A 19,538-nucleotide genomic window follows, 5' to 3' on the forward strand; every position below is an offset into this window, starting at 1 on the left:
GTGGCGATTTCCCCCATTGTGGCAGTCGCAAAATAACTGTACCGTCTGGACGGTACAGTTTCAGGCTGTCGCTCCCCGATCCGTTCCCCCGGAGGTGAACCATGACCACTCTGCTGACGTCCCGGCCCACGGCGGGCGCGCGGGAGTGGGCCGCGCTCGCGGTCCTGATGCTCCCCGTCCTGCTCGTCTCGGTCGACAACACCGCGCTGAGCTTCGCCCTGCCCGCCGTCTCCCAGGCCCTGCGGCCCACGGGCGCGCAGCTGCTGTGGATCGTGGACGTCTACGCCCTCGTGCTGGCCGGGCTGCTCATCCCCATGGGCAGCCTGGGGGACCGCGTCGGCCGCCGCCGGCTGCTGCTCGTCGGCGGCACGGGCTTCGCCCTGGTCTCCGCCGCGACCGCCTTCGCCCCGACCGCCGAGCTGCTCGTGGCCGGCCGGGCCGCGATGGGCCTGTTCGGCGCGATGCTCATGCCCGCGACCCTGTCCCTGCTGCGCAACATCTTCCTCGACGCCCGCCAGCGGCGGATCGCGGTCGCCGTGTGGGCCGCCGGCTTCAGCGGCGGCGCCGCGCTGGGGCCGATCGTGGGCGGGTTCCTGCTCAACCACTTCTGGTGGGGCTCCGTGTTCCTCATGGCCGTGCCCGTGCTCGTCCCGCTGCTCGTGCTGGGCCCGCTGCTGATCCCCGAGTCCCGCGACCCCCGCCCCGGGCCCGTGGATGTGCCCTCCGTGGTGCTCGCGATGCTGGCCATGACCCCGGTCGTCTACGGCATCAAGGCCCTGACCGCCTCGGGCCGGCTCTTCGACGGGCTGCTGGCCACGGCCTTCGGCGTGCTCTTCGGCGTGCTCTTCGCCCGCCGCCAGGCCGTGCTCGCCACACCGATGCTCGACCTCGGGCTCTTCCGCGAGCGCGGCTTCACCGGCGGGGTGGCCGTGAACGTGCTCGGCAACGTGGGCCTGTACGGGTTCCTGTTCATGCTCACCCAGTACCTGCAGCTCGTGGTGGGCCTCGACCCCATGACCGCCGGGCTCACCATGGTCCCCGGTCTCGTGCTCACCGTGCTCGCCGGGTTCGCCGCCGTGCGGGCTGTGGCCCGCGTCGCCCCGCGCACCGTGATCGTCACGGGCATGCTCCTCTCGGCGGCGGGCTTCCTCGGGGTGGCGCTGGCGGACCTCGCGGCGGGCCCCGTCGTCGTCCTGGCGGCCTTCTGCCTGGTGGGCGCGGGCATCGGCCTCGCCGAGACGCTGTCCAACGACCTCATCCTCGCCGCGGCCCCGCCGCACAAGGCCGGGGCCGCCTCGGCGATCTCCGAGACCGGCTACGAGGTGGGCGCGGTGGCCGGCACCGCGGTGCTGGGCGGACTGCTCACCGCCTTCTACCAGCACCACCTGGACCTGCCCCGGGCCCTGGACACCGGTGCCGCGGCGGCCGCCCACGAGACCCTGGGCGCGGCCGTCGGGATCGCGGACGAGGCCGGTGCGCTGGGGCCGGCCGTGCGGGAGGCGGCGTTCGCGGCGTTCACGGCCGGGATGCACTGGACGGCCGTGGTGATGGCGGTCGTCGGCGTGCTCGCGGCCCTCACGGTCGCCCGCGTGCTGCGGCCAGCCACGCGCTGAGCCCGGCGGCCTCGAGCGGGTCGGCGCGCAGCCCGACCCACCCGTCGGGGCGCACGACCGTCCCGCCGCGCCCCGGCCGGCCCTCGAGCCAGTGCACGTGGACCCCGGGCCCCAGCGGCCCGGGGTCCACGGCCGAGCGCTCGAGCAGGACGTGGACGCCCGGTGCGGCCGTGAGCTCGTGCAGCCGCACCGTCCGCCCGCCGCAGCGCACCGGCCCGTCCGGCAGGCGCTCGCCCGCCCGCGCGGCCGGCCCGTGGTCACCGACAGCGGGCTCGCGCGGTGGTGCACGCGCAGCTGCGCGAGCACGGCCAGCGGCGGGTCCACGAGGAACCGGGTGCGCAGCACGGCGGGCAGCGCCGGCGCCCCCAGCGGGGCCAGCCGCGTGCGGGCCAGCCGGGAGAGGGGGTCCGTGTCGGCCTCGCCCCGGAACAGCACGTCCGTCAGGGCCAGGACCCGCCGGTCCGCGGGGCGGCGCTCGAGCTCGTAGGACTCCAGCAGCCGCTCCCGGGCCGCGCCGCCCGCCCCGGGTGCGGCGGCCCACGCCAGTTTCCAGCCGAGGTTCAGCGCGTCCTGGATCCCGGTGTTCATCCCCTGGCCGCCGGCGGGGGAGTGGGCGTGGGCGGCGTCGCCCACCAGGAACACGTCCCCGGCCCGGAAGCGCTCGGCCAGCCTCCGCTGCAGCCGGACCCGCGCGGACCACGCCACCCGGGTGATCCGGGCGGGCAGACCGGCCGCGGTGAGCGCGGCCCGCAGCTCCTCCACCGGCACGGGCGGGCCCGGCTGCCCGAACGGGACCGCCGAGGGGCGCGCCGGGGCGGAGACGAGCAGCCGCCAGGGGCGGCCTCCCCGATCGCGAAGAGGAAGACGATCCCCCCGGCCGCCGCGACCACGTGCGCCCGGTCCGGGGCGAGCCCGTCGAGCTCGAGGTCGGCCAGGAGGATGTCGGCCCGGTACGGGCGCCCGCGCCACGGGACGCCGGTCAGGGCCCGGGCGGTGCTGTCCGGGCCGTCGCACCCGGCCAGGAACCGGAACGGGGCCCGCTCCCGGGTCCCCGCCCGCTCCAGCACGGCGGTCCGGCCCGCGAGACCGGTCAGTGCGGTGCCCCGCTCGACCGGCACGCCCCGGGCCGCCAGTGCCTCCCGAAGCACCTCCTCGACGTCGGCCTGGCGCACGAGCACCGGGTGCGGGAAGGCCGTGCCCGGCAGCCGCACGTCCTCCAGCCGCGCGGTCACGACCCGCCGGCCCAGGTGCAGGTCCACCACGGGAGAGCGGTCGGCGCGGGCCAGGACGGCCTCGGTCACCCCGAGCGGGCGCAGCCCCTCGAGAGTGCGCGGGTGCAGGATCAGCGCGCGGGAGGGGCGGCGCAGCCGCTCCCGCCGCTCCACGACGCGCACCGCGGCCCCGTGCGCGTCGGCCTGCAGGGCCAGTGCGAGCCCGCTCGTCCCGGCGCCGACCACCAGGATCCCGCCGTCGCCCGCCACGGCCGGCCTCAGCCCCGGCCCGGCCGGACGCCGGTGAGCAGCCCCCAGTCGGGGACGCCGCGGCCGGCGGCGGCGGCAGGGTCCGCCAGCACCGCGTCCCGGTGCAGCCCGGGCAGGACGACGGCCCGCACCGTGGCCGGGTCGCACACCAGCGAGAGCACCCGGCCCAGCGCCAGCACGTACGCCTGGGCCGCGTCCGGCCCGTCCCACTCGTAGAAGCCCCGGTAGCGCCCCTGCTCGTCGTGGGCCAGCCACAGCTTCGAGACGAACCCGGGGAAGCCGGCGAACAGCGGGGTGTTCAGCTCGCTCTCCCAGCGGAAGGCGGTGTGGGCCGGGCCGCGCACCCCGCGCAGCCGGAAGACCACCACGAGCACGGCCGGGCCGGCCGGGGCCGCGGGCGTCACGACCGTCTCCCGGTAGACCCGCCCGCCCGTGCCGTCGGCGAAGCACAGGCGCGTCCCGCGCCACCGGCGCGGCTGGTGCAGGCGCCGCCCGGCGATCAGGGCGGCGGAGCGCGCCACGGAGGCGACCACCGCCCGTCCCGCGGGCCGGGGCCCCGCGAAGGGCGCGGCGAGCGCCCGCGCGGGCGGGGCGGTGCCCTCGTGCTGCGCCATGCCGGTGCCTCCCTGTCCCGGACCCGGTCCGATCGGTGGCTGACCAGTGTAGGAGCGGCGGCGCACGGGGTCAGGGGCACGGCCTTCGTGTGACGCGCCGGGCCGGTGCGCGGGCCGGCCCGCCGGTCGTAGGCTCGGGACATGCACCCGCCGGGAGGAAGGACCGCCATGACCCCGCAGGAACTGCTCGAGGACGCCGCACGGCGCCCGTGCGAGGCCGCCGACCACGTGCTCGAGGGCGTGGGCGCCGAGGCCCTCCACGCGCGGCCGGGCGGCGCGAACCCGGTCGCCTGGCTGCTCTGGCACGCCGCGCGCCAGGAGGACGCCCAGGTCGCCGCGCTCGCCGGCACGGAGGAGGTCTGGACCGGCCAGGGCTGGAGCGCCCGCTTCGGCCTCGACCTGCCCGACGCCGACACGGGCTTCGGCCACGGGCCCGAGGAGGTCGCCCGCGTCCGGGTGGACTCGGCCGACCTGCTGCGCGACTACCTGGGGGCCGTGGTCGAGCGGACGGCGGCCTACGTCCGCGGGCTCACGGCCGAGGACCTCGACGAGGTCGTGGACCGCTCGTGGGACCCGCCCGTCACCCGCGGGGCCCGGCTCGTCAGCACGCTCGACGACGCCGCCCAGCACCTCGGTCAGGCCGGCTACGCCCGGGGTCTGGCGGAGGAGGGCTGGCGCGGCCCCTGGTGAGCGTCCCCGCCCGCGGCGGCATCCCCAAGAAGTTGTAAACGCATTGAGACGGAGTGTGACAGCGCGCTGAAGTGGGGACGCCCGTTTCCTCGGCGGCCACGGGGCGTTCACCTACGCTGAGCATGCTGGATCCAGCGCTCCGGGCACCTGCTCCACCTCTGCTGCCCGTCCGTCTCCACCCGGGGGAATGCCGTCATGCCACCTCGCGACCACGCCCGCCGCCGGGCCGCGTCCTCGCTGCGCCACCGCGCGTCGTCGCCGGTGGCCGCGCTCTCGGCGTTCTCGGCGCTGGTCGCCCTCAGCGTGGCCGTCAGTTCCGGGGTCGAGCCCGGCGCGGAGCGGGAGCGCGGTTCCGGCCAGGGCTCGGCAGCCGGCCTCGCCGCTGCCGGCGGGCGGCCGGGACAGAGCTGGACGCTGCTGGCCGCCGGCCCCGACGGGGCCGCGGCCCCGGACGCACCGCGCCGCGAGGACCGCGACGAGTCCCCGGTGCGCGACGGCGGGACCGGCACGGACTCCTGGCGTCCCGGTGCCGGCCGCGGCGACGAGGCCCGCGGCGCCCGCTCGACGGTGCGCCCCGGCCGCGAGGCGCCGAACCTCTACGTGGGCGAGCTGCCCGTCAACACGCTCATCGCCCCCGCCCAGGGCGTCGTCCTGCCCGGCGGCGACTTCGGGTGGCGGATCGCCCCCGACCGCGGCGGGCGCGAGTTCCACAACGGCACCGACGTCTCGGCCGCCGCCGGCCTGCCGGTCGTCGCCGCCCTCGACGGCACCGTCACCGCCGTCTTCTGGGACGTCTGGGGCGGCAACCGCGTGGAGGTCACCCACGCCGACGGGCTGAAGACCACCTACAACCACCTCGCGGACGTCCGGGTGCGCACCGGCGACCGGCTGGCTGCCTCCGAGCAGCTGGGCTCGGTCGGCAGCACGGGGATGCGCACCACCGGCCCCCACCTGCACTTCGAGACCTGGATCCACGGCCGGGCCGTGGACCCGCAGTCCTTCGACTGGCTCGACGGCTCCCGGGTCATCCCCGCCTCCCGCAGCAAGTACTCCCTCGAGGTCCCGCCCCCGCCCGGGGCGGACGCGGCGGCGGACGAGCAGCAGCCGCAGGACCCGAAGCGGGCGGAGAAGAAGGCGCAGCAGGAGAAGGCGCAGCAGGACAGGAAGCGGCAGCAGGAGAAGGCGCAGCAGGACAGGGCGCAGCGGGGGAAGAAGCACGAGGAGAAGGCCTCCGAGCGGCGGGAGCCGGCCGGGACGAAGCCTGCGCCGCAGCCGACGAGCGGGAAGCCGGAGCGGCCCGCCGCGGAGCAGGAGCCGGCGCCCCAGGCCCCGGCCGACGCACCGGCCGCGGGCACCCGGCCGGGCGGGACCACCCCGCCCGCGCAGGCCCCGGCGCAGCAGACCCCTGCACCGGCCCCCGGCACGGGCACCGTGCCGGCCCCGGGGACGGGCACCGTGCCGGCCCCGGGGACCGCCCCGGACGAGCGGCCCGACCCCGCGCCGGGGGACGGCGCCGTCCCGGACCCCGCCGTCCCGGACCCCGCCGTCCCGGACCCCGCCGGTCCGCCCGCGCCGGGCACGCCCGTACCCGAGCCGGCCGAGCCGTCCACCCCGGCCCCCGCGCCCGGGGACCCGGCCGACGGCGGCGCCCCCGGCGCCGAGCAGCCCGACCCGCTCTCCGGCGTGCAGGAGCGCGTCCCGGACGAGCTGCGCGACACGGACGGCGACGGCGAGCTCGACGTCGACGACGACAACATCGACGGCGACCGGAAGTCCGACGGCACCGAGCTGCGCAACCACGAGGACCCCGACCTCGACGGCGACGGCGTGCCCAACGAGCTCGACGACGACCTCGACGGCGACGGCCTGCCCAACGCCGCCGACCCGGACATCGACGGCGACGGGTTGCCCAACGAGGAGGACCCGGAGCAGTTCGTGCCCGCCGCGCCCAAGGCCCCGAGCGGTCCCGCGGCCGGGAAGCCCGCCGCCGGCACCCCGGCCGGGACGCCCGCGGACACCGCGCCGGGGGCGGGCGCCGAGGCCGGTCCGGCCACCGGCGGCGCCGCCTCGGCCGGCGCGGAGCAGGTCCCCGCGGACGCCCCGTCCCCGGCCGCCGGGACGCCCGCCGCCGGGTAGCCGCCGGGAGCGCCACGACGCCGAGGCTCCGCGACGACACCGAGGCGCCGCCCCGCCGACGACGGCGGTCGTGGCACGGCCGCGTCGTCGTCACGGCGCCGGCATCCCTGCGCCGACGACGGCGGTCGCCGCCCGGTCGAGGGACCTGCGGCGCGTCATCCGGGCCCCGGCTCGGGGCCGGCCCTTCCCCTGCGCGGCGGCCCGGGCTACGGTCGGGCTCAACCGGCCAGCCTCCCGGAGGTGACGCACATGCCGCTCTACGAGTACCGCTGTCCCGCGTGCGGGGTCTTCGAGGCCCTGCGGAGCATGGGCGCGGCCGGCGCCGAGCAGGCCTGTCCCGGCTGCGGCGCCCCCGCCCGGCGGCTGATGAGCGCCCCCGGCCTCTCCCGCACCGGCTCCGCCGCCGCCCGCCTGATCGAGCGCACCGAGGCCACCGCGAGCGAGCCCGGCGTCGTCGCCGCCCCGCCGCCCGGCCCCCGCACGGGCCCCCGGCGCAGCACGAACCCCCTCCACCGCAGACTTCCCCGGCCCTGAGAGGCACCGCACCCGAAGCACCGATCCCACCGAGGAGGCACGTCATGCCGGAGCTCGTCTTTCCCCTGGACTCGTCACGGCCGTTCGAGGACCAGCAGCTGGTCGGGCACAACCGGTGGCACCCGGAGATCCCGCCGGTGGCCACGGTACGTCCCGGAGACACCTTCCGGGTGCACTGCCGGGAGTGGTTCGACGGCGCGATCGTCAACGACGACTCCGCCGAGGACATCCTCAACGCCCCGCTGAAGACCGTGCACAAGCTCTCCGGACCCTTCGCCGTCGAGGGCGCGAAGCCGGGGGACCTGCTGGTCGTCGACATCCTCGACGTCGGGCCGATCCCGCAGGAGGACTCCGGGCCGCTCGCCGGCCAGGGCTGGGGCTACACCGGCATCTTCGCCCGGAGCAACGGCGGCGGATTCCTCACCGACCGCTTCCCGGACGCCTACAAGGCGATCTGGGACTTCCGCGGCCAGACCGCCACCTCCCGGCACGTCCCCGAGGTCTCGTTCACCGGCATCGTCCACCCGGGGCTGATGGGCACCGCGCCGTCGGCCGGGCTGCTCGCGCGCTGGAACCAGCGCGAGGGCGCGCTCATCGCCACCGACCCCGACCGGGTCCCGCCCCTGGCCCTGCCCCCGGAGCCGGACGGCGCGCTGCTGGGCGGGGTGCCCGAGGCCGACCGGCAGCGGGTCGCCGGGGAGGCCGCCCGCACCGCCCCGCCGCGGGAGAACGGCGGCAACCAGGACATCAAGAACCTCACCAAGGGCACCCGCGTGTTCTACCCCGTCTTCGTCGACGGGGCGAACTTCTCCGTGGGCGACCTGCACTTCTCCCAGGGCGACGGCGAGATCACCTTCTGCGGGGCCATCGAGATGGGCGGGTTCATCGACTTCCACGTCGACGTCATCAAGGGCGGCATGGAGACCTACGGGGTCTCCGAGAACGCGATCTTCCTGCCCGGCAACACGGACCCCCAGTACAGCGAGTGGATCGCGTTCTCCGGCACGTCCGTGACCCTGGAGGGCGAGCAGTGCTACCTCGACTCCCAGCTGGCCTACCAGCGGGCGTGCCTGCACGCGATCGACTACCTCACCAACTTCGGGTACTCCCCGGAGCAGGCCTACCTGCTGCTCGGGGCCGCACCGATCGAGGGCCGCTTCTCCGGGGTGGTCGACATCCCCAACTCGTGCGCGACCGTCTACCTGCCCACGGCGATCTTCGACTTCGACGTCCGGCCCTCCGCGGCCGGCCCGCACCGGATCGACCCCGGCACGGGCGCCCCGCACGCCGCGGCCTGACCCCGCCGGCCCCCGGGCCGCCGCACCCGCCGCGGGCCGGGGGCCGGTGCGCGGCGGACCCGAAACCGTCGGGGCGTCAGGGGATCAGGCCCCGCCCGGTCCACCCGGTGGGCAGGTGGCCACCGCGGGGCAGCAGCACGAGCCGTGACGAGGGCAGCTGCTCCGCCAGACGGCGGGCGTGGTCGGGCGGGACGACGTCGTCGTCCTCGGCGTGCACCACGACGATCTCGAGGTCGGCCAGGGTCCGGCCGGCGGTCGGGGGCAGGGCGAAGCCCGGCTCGCCCCACTCGGGGTCCGCGGGGTCCCACGCCGGGGCGGCGACGGTGACGACCCGCTGCAGCAGCGTGGGGATCCGGTGGCACAGGAACCGCAGCGCCTCGGACCCGCCCAGGGAGTGGCCGACGATCGCCCACGGCTCGTCGGGGATCTCCCGCACCGCCCGCCCGATGGCCTCCTGCCACAGGTCCGGGTCGGGGTCCTCCGGGCGCGGCAGCGCCGGGGCGACGACGTCGGCCTCGGGCCACTGCCGGCGCACCGCCTCGAGCAGGGGGTTGCAGGCCGGCTGCGGGCCGGCGCCGTGCAGGAAGAGGATCCGGTGGACCATGGAGCACCTCGGGGAAGGGGCGGGGCCGCGGGAGGAACCGCTGCACCCAGCGTCCTCGCGCCCGCTCCGGGGTGTCAAGGGCGCCGGTGTCCGCCGCCGCCCGTCCCTCTGCCCGCCCTGTGCCCGCCCTGTGCCCGCGACCGTGGTCACTCGCGGAGGGGGGAGGCGTCCGGGCGTGGTCATGCGGTGGTGCCCCGGGGCCGGAGCGCCACAATGGGACCATGACCGACGCCGCCGACCCCTCCCGTCCGACCCGCGCCTACTGGACCGTCGAGCCCGGCCGCGGCGAGCTGCGCCCCGCCCCGCTGCCCGCCCCGGGCCCCGGCGAGGTCCTGGTCCGGGCGCTGCGCTCCGGGATCAGCCGCGGCACCGAGTCGCTCGTGCACCGGGGGAAGGTGCCCGAGCGGGTCCGCGAGCGGATGCGCGCCCCGTTCCAGGAGGGCGAGCTGCCGGGCCCGGTGAAGTACGGCTACCTCTCCGTGGGCGTCGTGGAGCAGGGCCCGGCGGAGCTGCTGGGCCGGCGGGTGTTCTGCCTGCACCCGCACCAGGAGCGCTACGTGGTGCCCGCGGACGCCGTGACCCCCGTGCCCGACGACGTCCCCTCCGAGCGGGCGGTGCTCACCGGCTCGGTGGAGACCGCCGTCAACGCCCTGTGGGAGGCCGCGCCCCGGCTCGGCGACCGGGTGGCCGTGGTCGGCGCCGGGATGATCGGGGCCTGCGTCGCGGCCCTGCTGGCCCGCTTCCCGCTGGGACGGCTGCAGCTGGTCGACCCGCAGCCCGGGCGGGCCGCGCTCGCCGAGGCCCTGGGCGTGGCCCACGTGCTCCCGCAGGACGCCGCGGGCGAGTGCGACCTCGTCCTGCACGCCTCCTCGACCGCCGCCGGGCTGGCCCGCGGCCTGGAGCTGCTGGGCGACGAGGGGGAGCTGATCGAGCTGTCCTGGTACGGGGAGGACGACCCCGTGGTGCCCCTGGGCGCAGACTTCCACGCCCGCCGCCTGCAGATCCGCGCGAGCCAGGTCGGCGCCGTCGCCGCCGCCCGCCGGGCCCGGCGCACCCCTGCCGACCGGCTCGCCACCGCCCTCGAGGCGCTGCGCGACCCCCGCTTCGACGCGCTGCTCTCGGGCGGCTCGTCCTTCGAGGAGCTGCCCGCGACCATGGCCCGCCTGGCCGGGGCGCCCTCGGACGTCCTGTGCCACGTGGTGGCCTACGACCAGCCCCGCCCGGGGCCCGCACCGACCGAGGAGACCGCGTGTTCACCCTGACCGTCCGCGACCACATCATGATCGCCCACAGCCTCCCCGACCCGTTCTTCGGCCCCGCCCAGCGGCTGCACGGGGCGACCTACGAGGTGGAGACCACCTGGGCGCGGCCCGTCCTCGACGAGCACGGCGTGGTCATGGACATCGGGATGGCCTCGGGGCTGCTCGGGCAGGTCCTCGACGGCCTGCGCCACCGCAACCTCGACGAGCACCCCGACTTCGCCGGGCGGCTGAGCACCACGGAGGTGATCGCCCAGCACGTCGGCGAGCGCCTGGCCGCGGCCGCCGCCGGGACCGAGGGTCTCGAGCGGCTGACCGTGACGCTGCGGGAGAACCCCGACGCGTGGGCCTCCTACACCCTGGAGCTGCCCGTGCTCGGCGGGGGGTCGGGCCGTGGCTGAGCCGGCCGGCGCGCGGATCGACGTGGTGGTCCCCGACGACGACCGGCCCACCGGCGGCTCCCTCTACGACGAGCGGGTCGCCGCCGCGCTGCGCGGGCTCGGGCGGGAGGCCCGCACCGTGCCGGTCGCCGGGGACTGGCCGCGCCCGGACACCACGGCCCGCCGCCGGCTGCGCGCCGCCCTCGGGGCCCCGGTCCCGGGCCGGGCGGTCCTGCTCGACGGCCTGGTGGGCTGCGCCGCCCCGGAGGCCGTCGCCGACGCCGTGGCCGCCGGGGTGCCCGTGCACGTGCTCGTGCACCTGCCCCTGGCCCTCGAGACCGGCCTGGACCCGCAGCTCGCCGCGGCGCTGGACCGGCAGGAGGCGGCCGCCCTGGCCGCGGCCACCGGCGTGGTGGTGACCAGCTCGTGGGCCGCCGAGGACCTGCGCCGCCGCCACGGCACCGAGGACGCCGCCGTGGCCGTGCCCGGCACCGAGCCCGCCCCGGTCGCGACCGGGTCGGACCCGCCCCGGCTGACCTGCCTGGGCTCGCTCACGCCCCTGAAGAACCAGGTGCTGCTGCTCGAGGCGCTCGCCCCCCTCGGCGGGCAGGCCTGGTCCCTGGACCTCGTCGGCGCCCCGGGACCGCCGCCGTGGCGGGCCCGGGTCGACGCCGCGGTGGCCGCCCTGCCCGACCCGGCGCGGGTGCGCGTCCCCGGCCCGCTCACCGGTGCGGCCCTCGAGGCGCAGTGGGCCGCCACGGACCTGCTCGTGCTGCCCTCCCGCGCCGAGACCTACGGGATGGTCGTCGCCGAGGCGCTCGCCCACGGGGTGCCCGCCCTGGTCCCCGCCGGCACCGGGGCCGTCGAGGCCCTCGACGGCACCCCGCACGGGGTCGACCCCGCCGAGCGCGCCGGGGCCGTTCTGGACCCCGACGACCCCGCCGCCTGGACGACGGCCCTGCGCGCGTGGCTCACCGACCCGGCCCTGCGCGCACGGTGGCGGGCCGCGGCCCTGGCCCGCCGCCGGCGGCTGCGCCGGTGGAGCGACACCGCCCACGACGTCCTGGCCGCGCTCGAGGCCCCGGCCCGCGCGCCGTCCTGACCCGCCCGCACGACCGACCCGCCCGCACGACCGACCCGCCCGGGACCGACCGCCCCGCACCGCCGACCCCGCACCGGGGCCCGCTCCGGGGCAGGCCCCGGCCACCGACCGAAGGAGACACCGTGGACCGTTCTGCCGACCCGCACGAGACCGCCGGCCCCACCGGAGCGGCGGGCCCCGTGCCCGAGCGCCCCGTGGCCGAGGACTGGCTCGCGCTGCGCGAGGCCGCCGACGCCGCCGCCCGCGAGGACTCCCGCTTCCTGCTCGAGCGGCTCGAGCGGCACTGGGCCGCGGCCGCACCGGCCGGGGCGCCGGGGGCCGGGGAGCCGGTCGTCGTCGTCGACCTCGGGGCGGGCACGGGCGCGAACCGCGCGTGGCTGTCCTCCCGGCTGCCGGGCCCCCAGCGGTGGGTGCTGCTGGACCACGACGACCGCCTGCTCGAGCAGGCGGTGGCCGCGGCCCGCGCGGACGGGGCCGAGGTCGAGCCCGTCCACGCCGGGGTCGAGGAGCTGGCGGACGTGCTCGCCCGCCACCCCGGCCGGCGCCGGCTCGTGACCTGCTCCGCGCTGCTCGACCTGCTCACCACGGCGCAGATCGGGCAGCTGGCCCGCGTGCTGCGCGCCGAGGCCGTGCCCGCGCTGCTCGCCCTGACCGTCGACGGGGAGGTGCACCTCGACCCGCCGCACCCGCTCGACGCCCGGGTGCTCGGCGCCTTCGAGGACCACCAGAAGCGCGGCGAGCTCGCCGGCACGGAGGCCGTGGCCCTGACCATGGACGCGCTGCGGGAGCAGGGCATGGTCGTGGACGCGGCCCCCACCCCGTGGTGGGTCGCCGACCAGCCCTGGGCGCAGCCGCTGCTCGAGCGCTTCCTGGCCGACCGCGCCGACGCCGCCGTGGAGCACTACCCGGAGCTCGAGCCCGAGGCCCACGCGTGGCTGCGCACCCGCCTCGTGGACGTGGCCCGCGGCCGGCTGCGGGCCACCGTCGGCCACGCCGACGTCCTGGGGCTGCCGCCGGAGGACTGAGCCGCCTCAGCCCTCCGGGGTCCCGGCGCGGGCCCTGCGCTCGAGGCCCACGACGTCGCGGCCGAAGGAGGCGACCAGCAGCACCAGGGCCACCGCGGTGGCCGCGGCGGCCAGCGGCAGCGGGATCCAGGGCACGAGCGCGCCGATCAGCGTTCCGCCCTGGATCCCGGCGGTCGTGCGCCGGTAGCCGCTGGGCGGCAGGGGTGCCCGCCAGGCCGGGCGCACCCGCAGCCCCAGCAGGTACAGGTAGCGCAGCGCGCCGATGACCAGTACCCACGCCGCGCCCGGCAGCCCGAGCCGGGCGGCGACCGCCACGGCCAGCAGCAGGATCAGGGCGGCGTCGACCTCCTGGTCGAACCGTGCCCCGGCCGCCGTCGCCGTGCCCGTGCGGCGGGCCACCCGGCCGTCGAGCCCGTCGAGCAGCCACGCGGGCAGGGCCAGGGCCACCACCGCCCAGCACCACGGCTCCGGGGGGCGCGGCGCGCCGGCGAGCACCGGTGCGAGCCCGGCGGGCAGCAGGGCCGCGACGGCGGACACGAGCACCGACCGGGCGACCGTGACCCGGTCGGCGGGGCCGTAGGGCTCCGCCGACCGGCGGGTCGTGCTGCGCACGACCGCGCCGGTCACGGCGAGCGCGGCCAGGGCCGAGAGCACCGTCCCGGCCGGGCCGAGGCCGGTCGTGACGGCGACGGCGGCGACCGCGGCGCCCGTGGCGGCCAGGGCGGCGGCGGCGTCGCGGCGCACCGGGGCTGGGGGTGCCCCGGGGGCGCGGGGCCGCCCCGGCGCGGCGGGGTGGTCCGGGGCCATGCGCTCCTCCTGGGGTCGGGTCCCCATCCTGTCGGCGGCCCCGGGCGGGGGTCAACGCGCGGGCGGCGCGGGGGCCGCGCGTGGGGGAGACTGGGACGATGGACGACGACGTGAGGACCCGGCCCGAGGTGGTCGCCCCGGCCGGGGTCGGCCCCACCCGGATGCTGCGCGCCCTGCGGGACCGGCCGGGACTGGTGGCGCTGGTCGGGGACTGGCACGGCGGGGACACGGTCGTGGCCGTGGACCCGGTGCGGGTGCTGGGCCCCGGGGAGGACCCCTTCGCCGCGCTCGGGGCGGGCGGCCCGCCGGCGCCCGGGCAGGACCGGGACCCGCACGGGGACCGGGTCTTCGGCGGGGGCTGGATCGGGTGGCTGGGCTACCAGCTGGCCCGGGACCTGGAGCGGCTGCCGCCCGCCCCGCCCCGGGCGGCGACGCTGCCGGACCACCACCTGGCCCGCTACGACCACGTGCTGCGCCGCCGCGCGGCCACGGGGGAGTGGGTCCTCGAGGCGCTGCCGGGCGCCGACCCGGCCCGGGTGCGGCGCACCGCCGAGGCGGTGGCCGCCGGGCTGGCCGCCCCGGACCGGCCCCGGGACTGGGACTGCGGCCCGTTCGCGGCCGACGCCTCCGGGGAGGAGCACGCCGCGGCGGTGCGCCGGGCCCTGGGGCACATCCGCGACGGCGACGTCTTCCAGGTCAACGTCTGCCGCACCCTGGAGGCCTCCTTCGCCGGCGACCCCCTGGACCTGTTCTGCGCCGGGCAGGAGCGGCTTCGCCCGCGCTTCGCGGCGTTCCTGCGCGGCCCGGACGGATCGGCGGTGGTGAGCCTGTCCCCGGAGCTGTTCCTGCGACGCACCGGCACGGACGTGCTCACCTCCCCGATCAAGGGCACCGCCGCCGCGGATACGGACCCCGCGGCGCTGCACGCCTCGGCGAAGAACCGGGCCGAGAACGTCATGATCGTCGACCTCATGCGCAACGACCTCTCCCGCGTCTGCGTGCCCGGGTCCGTGCGCGCCCCGCGCGAGCCCCGCGTGGAGCCCCACACCGGGGTGCACCACCTCGTGGCCGACGTCCGCGGCCGGCTGCGCCCGGGCCTCGACGACGGCGACCTGCTGCGGGCGAGCTTCCCTCCCGGCTCCTGCACCGGGGCGCCCAAGATCCGGGCGATGGGCATCGTCAACGACCTCGAGCCCGCCGCCCGCGGGGTCTACACCGGGGCGGTCGGCTTCGCCGGCCCCCTGGCGGGGCTCGCGCTCAACGTCGCGATCCGCACCTTCGAGTTCTCGGGCGGGCGCGTGCGCCTGGGCGTGGGCGGGGGCGTCGTGGCCGACTCCGACCCCGCCGACGAGACCCGCGAGACCCTGGTGAAGGCCGCGCCCCTGCTCGCCGCCGTCGGGGCGCGCCTGGCCGCCCCCGCCCCGCCGGACCCCGCCCGCGGGGTCTTCACGACCCTGCCCGTGCGCGACGGCGCCCCCGTGGGCCTCGACGAGCACCTCGCCCGGCTCGGGCGCAGCGTGCGCGCCCTCTGGGACGCCCCGCTGCCGAGCCGCCTGCGCGAGCAGGTGCACGCCCGCGCGGCGGCCCTGGCGGGCCCGCACCGGCTGCGCGTGACGGTCGTGCCGGGCCCGGGCGGCCCGGAGGCCACGGTCGTCACCGCGCCCCTGGGCGAGGACCCCGGGCGGCCGTGGCGCCTCGTGCCGCTCGAGCTCCCGGGCGGGCTGGGCGGGCACAAGTGGGCCGACCGGCGCGTGCTCGAGGAGACGCCGGGGCCGTGGGGGCCCGTCTGCGACCCCCTGCTCGTGGAGCCGGACGGGACGCTGCTCGAGGCCGGCCGGGCCAGCGTGTTCGTGGTCTCCGGCGGGCGGGTGCGCACCCCGCCGGCCGACGGGCGGATCCTGCCCGGGGTGCAGCGGGCGCGCGTGCTCGCCCGGCTGCGCGCCGAGGGCGCCGAGGTCGCCGAGGAGCCCGTGCGCCTGGCGGAGCTGGCCGCGGCGGACGAGGTGTTCGTGACCAACGCGCTGCGCGGGGTGCGCCCGGTCGGGGTCGTCGACGGCGCCGGGGCCTGGGCCCCGGGACCGGTCGCCGTCCGGCTGGCCCGGACGCTCGGGACCGCCCCGGCCGGGCCGGAGGCGGGGACCGGCGCGGCGGCGGCCGCCCGGCCCGTCCCGGCGCCGGTGGGGCCGGCGGTGCCTGGCTAGACTGCGCCCATGCCCAGCGCCGCCGTCCCCGCCCGCCCGCGGCGCCGGGCGCTTGCGGCCGCGCTGCAGGTGCTCGCCGGCGCCGTGCTGCTCGCGGCCCTGTTCCGCGCCTTCGGCACGGAGGCCCTCGGCGCCGCCCTGGGGATGCTCTCCCCGGCCACCGTGGCCGCCGCGCTGCTCGCCGGGCTCGTCGCCACCGCCGCCCAGGCCCAGCGGTGGCGGCTCGTGGCCCGCGCCCGCGGCGTGCGGCTGGGCTTCGGCGAGTCCTTCGCCGAGTGCTGGGCCGCCGGGCTGGTGAACCTGCTGCTGCCCGGCGGGGTGACGGGCGACGCCGTGCGGGTGCTGCGCCGCCGCCGCAGCGGCGACAGCCTCCCCGAGGCCGGGGCGGCCGTGGTCGGGGAGCGGCTGGCCGGCACCTCGATCCTGCTCGCGGCCGGGGTCCTGCCCGCTCTGGCCCTCGGCCCGTGGGCCGCGGCCGGGCTGGGGGCCGGGGCGCTCGCCGTGGGGGCCGCCGCGTGGCGGGCCGGGGCCGGGGCGCCGTGGCGGGACCGGGCGGCCGTGTGGGGGCTGTCGGTCCTGAGCTGGGCCTGCTTCCAGGGACTGTTCCTGCTGGCCGCCCTCGCCACCGTTCCCGGCGCGCCGGTGGGCGCGCTGTGGGGCACCACCGTGCTCGGGCTCGCGGGGATGTCGGTGCCCGTGGGGATCGGCGGGTGGGGGCCGCGGGAGGGCGTGACGGCCCTCGCCGCGGCCGCCCACGGCCTGGGGGGCGGGACCGGGTTCGCGATCTCCCTGGGCTACGGGCTGCTCGCGCTCGTCTCGGCGCTGCCCGGCGCGGTGGCGCTGCTGCGCTGGCTGCTGCCGGGCCGGGCGCTCAGCTCTCGCCGCGGCGGATGAGCCGCCCGCGGGGCGTCTCGAAGTCGACGGCCCGCCCCCGCACGAACGTCCGGCGCACCCGGCCGGAGAGCGCCTTGCCCTGGTAGGGGGTGATCGGGTTCCTGTGGTGCAGCTTCCCGGCGTCGACCACGAAGGCGTCGTCGGCCGCGAAGACCACGAGGTCGGCGTCGTAGCCCAGGGCGAGCTTGCCCTTGGTGCGCAGCCCCGCGCGCTGGGCCGGGCGGGTCGACATCCACTCGACCACGCGCCCCAGGTCGACGCCGCGGCGTCGGGCCTCGGTCCAGATCAGCGACAGCCCCAGCTGCAGGGAGGAGACCCCGCCCCAGGCCACGCCGAAGTCCCCGTTCTCCAGGTCCTTCAGGTCCAGGGTCGAGGGGGAGTGGTCGGAGACGATGAAGTCGATCGTCCCGTCGATCAGCCCCTCCCACAGCAGCTCCCGGTTGCCGACCTCCCGCACGGGCGGGCAGCACTTGAACGCGGTGGCGCCGTTGGGCACCTCCTCGGCCAGCAGCGTCAGGTAGTGCGGGCAGGTCTCGACCGTGATGTCCAGGCCGTCGCGCTTGGCCGTGGCCAGCATCGGCAGGGCGTCGGAGGAGGACAGGTGCAGGATGTGGGAGCGGGCCCCGGTCCACCGGGTGCGCTCGATGACCTCGGCGATCGCGAGGTTCTCGGCCCCGCGCGGGCGCGACTTCAGGAAGTTCTCGTAGACGTCCCCCTCGGGGTGGGGGGCCCGGTCGATGGCCCGGGAGTCCTCCGCGTGGACGATCATCAGGGAGTCGAAGGTCTTGATCTCCGCGAGGTACTCCTCCATCTCGTCGGCCTCGAGGTGCGGGAACTCGTCGACCCCGGAGTGCAGCAGGAAGCACTTGAAGCCGAACACCCCGTCGTCGTGCAGCTCCCGCAGGTGGGGCTTGTTGCCGGGGATGGCCCCGCCCCAGAACCCGACGTCCACGAAGGCGTTGTTCCGGGCGAAGAGGCGCTTGTACTCCAGCGCCGGGACGTTGACCGTGGCCGGGACCGAGTTCAGGGGCATGTCCAGCACGGTGGTCACCCCGCCGGCGGCGGCGGCGCGGGTCGCCGAGGCGAAGCCCTCCCACTCGGTGCGGCCGGGCTCGTTGATGTGCACGTGGGTGTCGACCAGCCCGGGCAGCAGCGTCTCGTCCTCGGCGAGCTCCACGACCTCGCGCCCGCGCAGCCCGGCGCCCAGGGGCTCGACGGCCACGATCCGCCCGTCGCGCACCCCGATCTCCCGCGGGGCGAAGTGGTCGCCGCACGAGACGCTGCGCCCGCGCACCACGAGGTCGAACTCGCGGTGGTCGCCCGCGAAGGCCCCCTTCGCGTCGGCCCCGGCGCGCGGGGACTCGACGGCGTCCTCGGGCAGGCCGTGCTCACGCCGGTACTCGGCGATGAGCCGGCGCACCCGCTCGGGGTCGTTGACGTCCTCGCTGACCTGCTGCTGGTGGGCCTGCTCGGCCGCGTCGGCCTCCCGGGCCTCCGCGGGCTCGGTCACGGAGCGCGCGGAGTTCTCCCGGGCGATCTCCGCCGCGCTCTCCTCGTGGGGGGCGGGGCGGGCGCGCCCGGGTGCCGCCCGGTGCGCACCGTCCTCCGGGGCCTCGGGGTTCTCGCCGTCGCGGGGGGTCTGCTGGTCCGTCACCGGATCTCCTCACTGGTCCTTCTGGTCGGGCGCGCCGGCGGTCGACGGCGCGGGGTGGGCGGGGGTGGTGCCGTGCACGAGCCCGGGCATCTCCCGGGCCAGGTCGGCGCCGACCTGCTCGAGCAGCCGGCCGGCCTCGCGCATGCTCACCCGGGGGTCGGGCTCGAGGTCGGCGAGCGCCCAGGTCCGGGCGAAGCCGGCCCCGCGCAGCACCTCGGGCGCCAGGGTGGTGCGCCCGCACACGGCCACGACCGGGACGCCGGCGGCGTGGGCGGCGGCGGCCACGCCCAGGGGGGTCTTGCCGCCGAGGCTCTGCTCGTCGAGGCTGCCCTCGCCGGTGACCACGAGGTCGGCGCCGGCCACGCGGCCGGCCAGCCCGGTGAGCTCCAGGACCACGTCGATCCCGGGGCGGCGCACGGCGCCGAGGACGGCGAGCGCGGCGAAGCCGACCCCGCCGGCGGCGCCGGCGCCGGGGGCGGCGGCGGCCTCGAGCACGTCCGGTCCGAGGGCCTCGGCGAGGCGGTCGCGGAACACGGCCAGGGCGGCGTCGAGGCGCTCGACCGTGTCCGGGTCGGCGCCCTTCTGGGGGCCGAAGACGGCGGCGGCGCCGCGGGGACCGGTGAGCGGGTTGTCGACGTCGGCGGCGAGCACGAACCGGGCCCCGCGCACCCGCGGGTCGAGGCCGGAGAGGTCGACGCGGGCGAGGCGGGACAGGGCGGCCCCTCCCCGGCCGAGCTCCTGGCCGGCGTCGTCGAGCAGACGGGCGCCGAGGCCCTGGAGCAGGCCCGCGCCGCCGTCGGTGCAGGCGCTGCCGCCCACGCCGAGGACCACGGTCCGCGCCCCGGCGTCGAGGGCGGCCCGGACGAGCTCGCCGGTGCCGCGGCTGGTCGCGCCGCCGGCGTCGGGCACGGGTTCGCCGTGCCCGACGGTGGGCAGGGCGACCAGCCCGGAGGCCTGGGCCATCTCCACGACCGCGGTGCGGCCGCGCACGGCGTACTCGGTCTCGACGGGCTCGCCCACGGGCCCGGTGACGGTCGCGGGGCAGGCGGTGAAGCCGGCGCCGACGGCGGCGTCGAGGGTGCCCTCCCCGCCGTCGGCGACCGGCACGGCGACCACCTCGACGGAGGGGTCGACGGCGCGGAGGCCCGCCGCGAGGTGCTCGACGACGTCGGCGGCCTCGAGGGAGCCCTTGAACTTGTCCGGGGCGACGACGACGCGCACGGCCGGTCCTCCTTCTGCTGCTGCG

General features: G+C 78.4%; 17 protein-coding genes and 2 pseudogenes. 11 read left to right on the forward strand and 8 right to left on the reverse strand.

The features are described from left to right. The first annotated feature begins 101 nt into the window (after positions 1 to 101). Positions 102 to 1,613: an MFS transporter gene (locus tag AS188_RS04810; RefSeq protein WP_058857899.1), complete on the forward strand. Its 1,512-nt coding sequence runs from the start codon at positions 102 to 104 to the stop codon at positions 1,611 to 1,613. Here AS188_RS04810 and AS188_RS17190 read toward each other — a convergent pair. The 4 genes and pseudogenes from AS188_RS17190 to AS188_RS04820 form a co-directional block, all read right to left on the reverse strand. Next, positions 1,576 to 1,803: a hypothetical protein gene (locus tag AS188_RS17190; RefSeq protein ID WP_211268317.1), complete on the reverse strand. Its 228-nt coding sequence runs from the start codon at positions 1,801 to 1,803 to the stop codon at positions 1,576 to 1,578. The genes AS188_RS04810 and AS188_RS17190 overlap by 38 nt on opposite strands. Before the next feature lie 314 nt (positions 1,804 to 2,117). After that, positions 2,118 to 2,627: pseudogene (locus AS188_RS17760) on the reverse strand (FAD-dependent monooxygenase); the annotation flags it as partial. Beyond that, positions 2,588 to 3,094: pseudogene (locus AS188_RS17715) on the reverse strand (FAD-dependent monooxygenase); the annotation flags it as partial. The pseudogenes AS188_RS17715 and AS188_RS17760, both read right to left, overlap by 40 nt. Positions 3,095 to 3,102: 8 nt before the next feature. Then, positions 3,103 to 3,708 carry a hypothetical protein gene (locus AS188_RS04820; protein WP_058857900.1) on the reverse strand — a complete coding sequence of 202 codons (606 nt, stop codon included), beginning with the start codon at positions 3,706 to 3,708 and terminating at the stop codon, positions 3,103 to 3,105. A gap of 168 nt (positions 3,709 to 3,876) precedes the next feature. Between AS188_RS04820 and AS188_RS04825 the strand changes: the two genes are divergently transcribed. From AS188_RS04825 to fmdA, 4 genes are all read left to right on the forward strand, one after another. After that, complete coding sequence (locus tag AS188_RS04825) at positions 3,877 to 4,398, forward strand: mycothiol transferase (protein ID WP_058857901.1); 522 nt, start codon at positions 3,877 to 3,879, stop codon at positions 4,396 to 4,398. 195 nt (positions 4,399 to 4,593) lie between these two features. After that, positions 4,594 to 6,534, forward strand: a complete 1,941-nt coding sequence (locus AS188_RS04830) for a peptidoglycan DD-metalloendopeptidase family protein (RefSeq protein WP_058857902.1) — start codon at positions 4,594 to 4,596, stop codon at positions 6,532 to 6,534. A 249-nt stretch (positions 6,535 to 6,783) separates the two neighbouring features. Further along, positions 6,784 to 7,068 carry an FmdB family zinc ribbon protein gene (locus AS188_RS04835; protein WP_058857903.1) on the forward strand — a complete coding sequence of 95 codons (285 nt, stop codon included), beginning with the start codon at positions 6,784 to 6,786 and terminating at the stop codon, positions 7,066 to 7,068. A 44-nt stretch (positions 7,069 to 7,112) separates the two neighbouring features. Further along, the gene (gene fmdA, locus AS188_RS04840) at positions 7,113 to 8,366 is read left to right on the forward strand and encodes a formamidase (protein ID WP_058857904.1); all 1,254 of its coding nucleotides are present in this window, start codon (positions 7,113 to 7,115) and stop codon (positions 8,364 to 8,366) included. A gap of 76 nt (positions 8,367 to 8,442) precedes the next feature. Here fmdA and AS188_RS04845 read toward each other — a convergent pair whose 3' ends face one another. After that, positions 8,443 to 8,970: an alpha/beta fold hydrolase gene (locus AS188_RS04845; protein ID WP_058857905.1), complete on the reverse strand. Its 528-nt coding sequence runs from the start codon at positions 8,968 to 8,970 to the stop codon at positions 8,443 to 8,445. Between the two features lie 221 nt (positions 8,971 to 9,191). Here AS188_RS04845 and AS188_RS04850 point away from each other — a divergent pair, with 221 nt between their 5' ends. The 4 genes from AS188_RS04850 to AS188_RS04865 all read left to right on the forward strand — a co-directional run bounded on the left by AS188_RS04850 (position 9,192) and on the right by AS188_RS04865 (position 12,736). Further along, positions 9,192 to 10,232 carry a zinc-dependent alcohol dehydrogenase gene (locus AS188_RS04850; protein ID WP_058857906.1) on the forward strand — a complete coding sequence of 347 codons (1,041 nt, stop codon included), beginning with the start codon at positions 9,192 to 9,194 and terminating at the stop codon, positions 10,230 to 10,232. Continuing rightward, positions 10,220 to 10,630: a 6-pyruvoyl trahydropterin synthase family protein gene (locus AS188_RS04855; RefSeq protein WP_058857907.1), complete on the forward strand. Its 411-nt coding sequence runs from the start codon at positions 10,220 to 10,222 to the stop codon at positions 10,628 to 10,630. Before AS188_RS04850 ends, AS188_RS04855 begins: the two co-directional genes overlap by 13 nt. Beyond that, a complete protein-coding gene (locus tag AS188_RS04860) occupies positions 10,623 to 11,711 on the forward strand; it encodes a glycosyltransferase family 4 protein (protein WP_058857908.1) in 1,089 nt (362 codons plus the stop codon). The genes AS188_RS04855 and AS188_RS04860 overlap by 8 nt, the downstream gene beginning before the upstream one ends. Before the next feature lie 122 nt (positions 11,712 to 11,833). After that, positions 11,834 to 12,736, forward strand: a complete 903-nt coding sequence (locus AS188_RS04865) for a class I SAM-dependent methyltransferase (RefSeq protein ID WP_083529255.1) — start codon at positions 11,834 to 11,836, stop codon at positions 12,734 to 12,736. Between the two features lie 6 nt (positions 12,737 to 12,742). Here the strand turns inward: AS188_RS04865 and AS188_RS04870 are convergent, their stop codons facing one another. Further along, positions 12,743 to 13,543, reverse strand: coding sequence for a CDP-alcohol phosphatidyltransferase family protein (locus tag AS188_RS04870; RefSeq protein WP_058857909.1), 801 nt, complete (start codon positions 13,541 to 13,543; stop codon positions 12,743 to 12,745). A gap of 98 nt (positions 13,544 to 13,641) precedes the next feature. On the opposite strand from AS188_RS04870, the gene AS188_RS04875 reads away from it, so the two are divergent. Both AS188_RS04875 and AS188_RS04880 read left to right on the forward strand, forming a co-directional pair. Then, positions 13,642 to 15,744 (forward strand): chorismate-binding protein, encoded by a 2,103-nt coding sequence (locus tag AS188_RS04875; protein ID WP_147050463.1) that lies wholly within the window; start codon positions 13,642 to 13,644, stop codon positions 15,742 to 15,744. A gap of 9 nt (positions 15,745 to 15,753) precedes the next feature. After that, on the forward strand, positions 15,754 to 16,638 hold the full coding sequence (locus tag AS188_RS04880; protein WP_058857910.1) for a lysylphosphatidylglycerol synthase domain-containing protein: 885 nt from the start codon (positions 15,754 to 15,756) through the stop codon (positions 16,636 to 16,638). On the opposite strand, the gene allB is transcribed toward AS188_RS04880, so the two are convergent. After that, positions 16,616 to 17,935, reverse strand: coding sequence for an allantoinase AllB (allB, locus tag AS188_RS04885; protein ID WP_058859734.1), 1,320 nt, complete (start codon positions 17,933 to 17,935; stop codon positions 16,616 to 16,618). The two genes, AS188_RS04880 and allB, sit on opposite strands and share 23 nt — an antisense overlap. A gap of 366 nt (positions 17,936 to 18,301) precedes the next feature. Then, positions 18,302 to 19,513, reverse strand: coding sequence for a glycerate kinase (locus AS188_RS04890; RefSeq protein WP_058857911.1), 1,212 nt, complete (start codon positions 19,511 to 19,513; stop codon positions 18,302 to 18,304). Between the last annotated feature and the right edge of the window lie 25 nt (positions 19,514 to 19,538).

This window comes from Kocuria flava (assembly GCF_001482365.1).
Classification (GTDB): domain Bacteria; phylum Actinomycetota; class Actinomycetes; order Actinomycetales; family Micrococcaceae; genus Kocuria; species Kocuria flava.